The sequence below is a fragment of the Deltaproteobacteria bacterium genome (assembly GCA_016874775.1).
Taxonomy (GTDB): Bacteria; Desulfobacterota; Binatia; order Bin18; family Bin18; genus VGTJ01.
Genome location: VGTJ01000279.1, coordinates 1 through 4,873, shown reverse-complemented (window position 1 = coordinate 4,873; position 4,873 = coordinate 1). Strand labels below are relative to the sequence as shown.

General features: G+C 58.4%; 4 protein-coding genes. 2 read left to right on the top strand and 2 right to left on the bottom strand.

Annotation, left to right across the window (positions count from 1 at the left end):
* The first annotated feature begins 378 nt into the window (after nucleotides 1–378).
* The gene (locus FJ147_27160) at nucleotides 379–921 is read left to right on the top strand and encodes a helix-turn-helix domain-containing protein (protein ID MBM4259566.1); all 543 of its coding nucleotides are present in this window, start codon (nucleotides 379–381) and stop codon (nucleotides 919–921) included.
* Between the two features lie 99 nt (nucleotides 922–1,020).
* Nucleotides 1,021–2,106 carry a winged helix-turn-helix domain-containing protein gene (locus tag FJ147_27155; GenBank protein ID MBM4259565.1) on the top strand — a complete coding sequence of 362 codons (1,086 nt, stop codon included), beginning with the start codon at nucleotides 1,021–1,023 and terminating at the stop codon, nucleotides 2,104–2,106.
* Nucleotides 2,107–2,163: 57 nt separating this feature from the next.
* Here the strand turns inward: FJ147_27155 and FJ147_27150 are convergent, their stop codons facing one another.
* Both FJ147_27150 and FJ147_27145 read right to left on the bottom strand, forming a co-directional pair.
* Nucleotides 2,164–3,348 carry an acyl-CoA dehydrogenase gene (locus FJ147_27150; GenBank protein ID MBM4259564.1) on the bottom strand — a complete coding sequence of 395 codons (1,185 nt, stop codon included), beginning with the start codon at nucleotides 3,346–3,348 and terminating at the stop codon, nucleotides 2,164–2,166.
* A 177-nt stretch (nucleotides 3,349–3,525) separates the two neighbouring features.
* Nucleotides 3,526–4,680 carry an epoxide hydrolase gene (locus FJ147_27145; protein ID MBM4259563.1) on the bottom strand — a complete coding sequence of 385 codons (1,155 nt, stop codon included), beginning with the start codon at nucleotides 4,678–4,680 and terminating at the stop codon, nucleotides 3,526–3,528.
* Nucleotides 4,681–4,873 lie beyond the last annotated feature (193 nt).

Sequence of the window (4,873 nt, the reverse complement as noted above, 5' to 3'; positions counted from 1 at the left end):
CTTATAGCAGATCCCACCGCCGTCCGTGAAGTCCACACCTACTCCGGGACACTTGCACCCGTACTCGTCACCGAGCATCCAAATAAACGAGACATACGAAAGTCAACCAGCTTTGCCGGAAGGGTACCATGCATCGAGAAGGGATCGAAGGGATGATTTCACAAAGTGTTTGCTATGGGCGTCGCTGATTCCCCACGCCAGGGTCGTCGATCTATTACAGGATGCGCTCCCCGTGACAGATACACTTAATCCGGAAACGGTGCGCCAACATGTCCATGCTACCGCTACCAAGATGGAACAAGCGCTGGGGGTCGATGAAAATCAGGAGACGCGCCGAATGGCATGGGACCACTTCACTGAGCAAGGGAGACGATAACGATGGCACGAGCGATGACCGTTCGGTCCTTGGCAAAGCAAAGAGTCCCTGCTGCAGGACGGAAGAAATCGGCGCGACCAATCACAGCCGTTCGGTCAGCAGTGCTGCGGACAACCGCAACTGGTATGACGCCAGACGAGATTCGCAGTCTCCAGGTCCAACTCTCTCCCGATCCCCTTAAGACACTCTCACAACAGCGCTTTAGTCAATTACTGGGTGTTTCGCGGAGCACCATCGCTCGATGGGAAGCGGGGGGAGCGATTGATACGCGCCATGCCCAGAAATTTGCACGGTTGCAGCGGGCACTGATCGTTCTCGACGATATGCTGACTCGTGAGTATCGGCTAGCGTGCTTTGAACAAGCGCACCCCTTACTAAGGCAGCTCCACCCGATAGATCTCCTCGATAGGGAAGAAGGGGCAGCAGTAGTCCTGCGACAACTCGAAGCCGCAGCTACGGGGACATTCTCGGAAGCATCCCCAAACTTTACATATACACGAGTATCCGAACTACACGGACGAGCGGGGCCGCATGGGCGGACTTGAGGTAGAGAGACTCCGGGAGTTCCTGCAGAGTGACGAAAGGTAGTAGAAAAAGAGAACGAAGTTCAATAACGTAGTGTGACTACTGTATCTGATACCCTAATGCAAACACTCACACTCGAACAACTGCGCACGTACGCGGTGGCGCGCAGCCTGTTCACACCCACGACGCTGCTGAAGGCCATTACCAAGCTTGGTTTCGTGCAGGCCGACCCGATTCGCGCGCCAGCCCGTGCGCAGGGCTTGACGCTCAGCCACCGCGTGCGAGGCTACCGCGCGGGTGACCTGGAAGCGCGCTATGCCCAGCTGCCGATTGAAGAGGACTTCTTCGTCAACTACGGTTTTCTGCCGCGCACCATGCAGCAGTTGATGCACCCACGCACCGCGCGCTCGGATTGGTCAACCGCACGCTGGCAGCAGGCGCAGACGGTGCTGGAGTTCGTGCGAAGCCGCGGGGTCGTACATCCGAGCGAAGTCGACGCTGAGTTTCGCTACGGGAAGAGCAAAAATTGGTTCGGTGGCAGCAGCAACGCCAGCACACAGCTGCTCGACGGTATGCATTACCGCGGTCTGTTGCGGGTGGCTGGCTGTAAAAGTGGCGTGCGCACCTACGCCGCCTGTGAACTCCCTGTACCTGTGACTGACGTGGCGGCAGCGATGGACCGGTTGGTCGATCTGATCGTGGCGACGTACGCGCCCCTGCCGCAGGGGTCGCTGTCGCAGCTGGTGATGCGGCTGCGGACCGCAGTCCCGCAATGGACCACCGACTGTCGTGCGGCGTTCGCACGTGCGCTGCTGCGACTGCCGTCGGTGGAGCTCGCCGGGCACCGCTGGTTCTGGCCCGCAGGCGAGAACCCAGGGAGTCGCCAGCATGCGCTGGACGAAGAGGTACGTCTCCTCGCACCCTTCGACCCCATCGTCTGGGACCGGCGCCGCTTCGAGCTGTTCTGGGGGTGGGCCTACCGCTTTGAGGCTTACACCCCCGTCCACAAACGCGTGCGAGGCTACTACGCGCTCCCGCTGTTGTGGCGGGGGCACGTGATCGGCTGGGCCACCGTCGCCGTGCGTGCAGGTCAGTTGGATGTGCAGCTCGGGTACGTGAGCGGCAGGCCACCCCAGGAGTCCGCCTTTACACACGCGTTGGACGGCGAAGTGGAACGGATGGCGAGGTTCTTGGCACTGGATTGAGAGAGATTGCTGCGTACAGCATCCTCTCTGTGTGTTAGTTTATCTACTAGTCTTGCGCTAACCCTTGGGGAGACCTAAGACCCGGTCACCGATAATGCCACGTTGGATTTCGGAGGTGCCGCCCGCGATGGTCATGAGTCGCGAGGAGAGGGCCCGGCGACTCCACTTGCCGTTATCCAGCGAGTGCGACGCGCCTAACGCTAACTGACCATAGGGGCCCAGCAGCTCCATAGCAAACTGCGCAATGCGGAGACTCAAGTCACTGCCGGCGAGTTTGGCGATGGAGCCTTCCGGACCCGGCGGTGCGCCGCGGAGTTGCCGCGTCAATTGGCGGTAGCCTCTGTATTTGAGGGCCTGCACCTCAATCACTAATTGCATCAGTCGCTGGCGTACACCGCCGTCGTCCCAGGCGGGGCGGTCGTTATAGGACAGTCGTTTGCTCAAATCGATGAGTTGCCGCATGACGGGTTCGAGTTGAAAGCCCATGCCGATATTGGCGCGCTCAAACATCAACGTGGTCACGGCCACCTGCCAACCGCGGTTGAGGTCGCCGACGATGTTGGTTTTGGGCACACGCACATCTTCAAAGAACACTTCGTTGAATTCTGCGTCTCCGGTAATTTGGACGAGCGGGCGTACGGTGATGCCCGGCGTTTTCATATCCACCAAGAGATAGGTAATGCCCTGATGCTTGGGCGCATGTGGGTCCGTGCGCACCAGCAAGATGCACCAATCCGCCCGATGGGCATAGCTGGTCCACACCTTCTGGCCATTGATGACAAAAAAATCTCCGTCGTCCACCGCCCGGGTTTGCAGGGACGCGAGATCGGATCCCGAGCCGGGTTCGGAATAGCCTTGACACCAAATTTCGTCGGCCGAGAGAATTTTCGGAATGAAGCGTTGTTTCTGTTCTTCCGTCCCCCAGTGAATCAACGTGGGGCTGACCAACATCACGCCGAGGGCATTGGCAATGCCTGGGGCATGCACGCGCCCCATTTCCTCGGCATAGATGACCTGTTCCAAAATCGTGGCCCCGCGGCCACCGTAGGCCTTGGGCCAGTGGATGCCGACCCAGTTGCCGGTGTGCAACTGTTTTTGCCAGGCGAGATGCAGGTCAAACCGCTCGTCCGCGCTCCGCTCCTCAAAGGCGTCGCTGGTATGCGCGGGGGGCATATTAGCAGAGAGCCACGTGCGTACTTCCTGGCGAAATGCTTCTTCTTGCGCAGAAAAATGAAAATCCATACCTCTCCTCCACTGCAGATGTAGAGGATGTTGCAAGATTCTCACTGGCTGTCAATATTGGACGACACATGAATCAACACCACGCAGTTCGGCGCTCCGCAGACACGCAATCACTGGTCACAGCTTAAGCACACATAGCAGCGAAAAATTCCCTCAACTGAGTCCAGAGCCGTTCCCTTAGCGGAACGCACGAAAGAAGGTCCGGACGTCCTCTACCAAGCGCTCAGGCTCTTCCATCGGGGCGAAATGACCACCTTGTGGCATCACCGTCCAGCGCTGCAGGTTGTAGTAGCGCTCAGCCCAGCGGCGCGGCAGCAAGACCACATCTCTGGGAAATACGGCAACCGCCGTGGGTGCTTCGACTACCGGTTGTCTTTGGTGCACCGGCTGCCACGGATGCACGCGCCGTTCATAGTAGGAGCGAAACGAGGTGCCGATCGTTCCCGTGACCCAATAGAGTGTCATGGTGGTGAGTAAGTCGTCTTTGCTAAAGCGGAGTTCGACATTTCCACCGCAGTCACTCCACGCGCGGCGTTTGTCCAGAATCCAGGCGCACAAGCCTGCGGGGGAGTCGGTCAGCCCATACGCGGCTGTTTGCGGTCGTGTTCCCTGAATAGCGGCATAGCCTCGGCCTTCAGCGAAAAACTTCTGGGTGCTGATAAATTTGTGCTTCTCATCCTCGGCATACTCTGACTCTGGTGGCAGTTCCATGGTCAGCGGGATCGCAAGGTTCAGATGAACTCCTATGAGATACTGCGCATAGGCATGGCCAAGATCCGTGCTGACCAACGCCCCAATGTCACCCCCTTGTGCAGCAAAGCGCTGATACCCAAGCACCTCACGCATGAGGGTCACCCAGCGATCCGACACTTCGCGGATCGCGATCCCGGTCTTGGTTAACGGGATCGAAAAGCCAAAGCCGGGCAGTGAGGGCACCACGACATCAAAAGCATCCGCAGGATCACCACCGAAGGTGGCGGGATCGGTCAGTGGCCGAATCACTTTGTGGAAATCCCAAAACGTCCATGGCCAGCCGTGTGTGAGGATCAACGGCATGGGCTTGGGACCGCGGCCGGGTTCGTGAATGAAGTGAATGGGTTGGCCGTCGATGGTGACCCGATACTGCTGAAAGGCGTTCATCTCACGTTCATGGTGACGCCAATCATACTGCGTGTGCCAGTAGGCGACCAGCTCCTTGAGAGAGGTGAGGTTGGTGCCGTATTGCCAGCTCTCGTTGTCTAATTCCTCAGGCCAGCGGGTCCGCGCCAACCGCTCTCGCAGATCCGTGAGGGTCGTGTCGGGGACAGAGATCACAAATGATTCCTTGTTCATACGTCGCCCTTTCCTCTTTCACTACTGATGTCATACTGAAGTGCAGATTACCAGATCGAACGGACTAATTCGGTATCGAGGTAGGCCGTGCCCCGCACGATTCTCCCATTCTTGATCTGCACGACATAACAGTAGCTGTTGTTGTACGGCTGGCCGGTTTTGGTCGTACCGTTGCCGACCCACTGAATGACAA

Bases quoted from the DNA above. Each gene is read 5' to 3' on its own strand.
- FJ147_27160 (MBM4259566.1), top strand. From the start codon at position 379: ATGGCACGAGCGATGACCGTTCGGTCCTTGGCAAAGCAAAGAGTCCCT.
- FJ147_27155 (MBM4259565.1), top strand. From the start codon at position 1,021: ATGCAAACACTCACACTCGAACAACTGCGCACGTACGCGGTGGCGCGC.
- FJ147_27150 (MBM4259564.1), bottom strand. From the start codon at position 3,348: ATGGATTTTCATTTTTCTGCGCAAGAAGAAGCATTTCGCCAGGAAGTA.
- FJ147_27145 (MBM4259563.1), bottom strand. From the start codon at position 4,680: ATGAACAAGGAATCATTTGTGATCTCTGTCCCCGACACGACCCTCACG.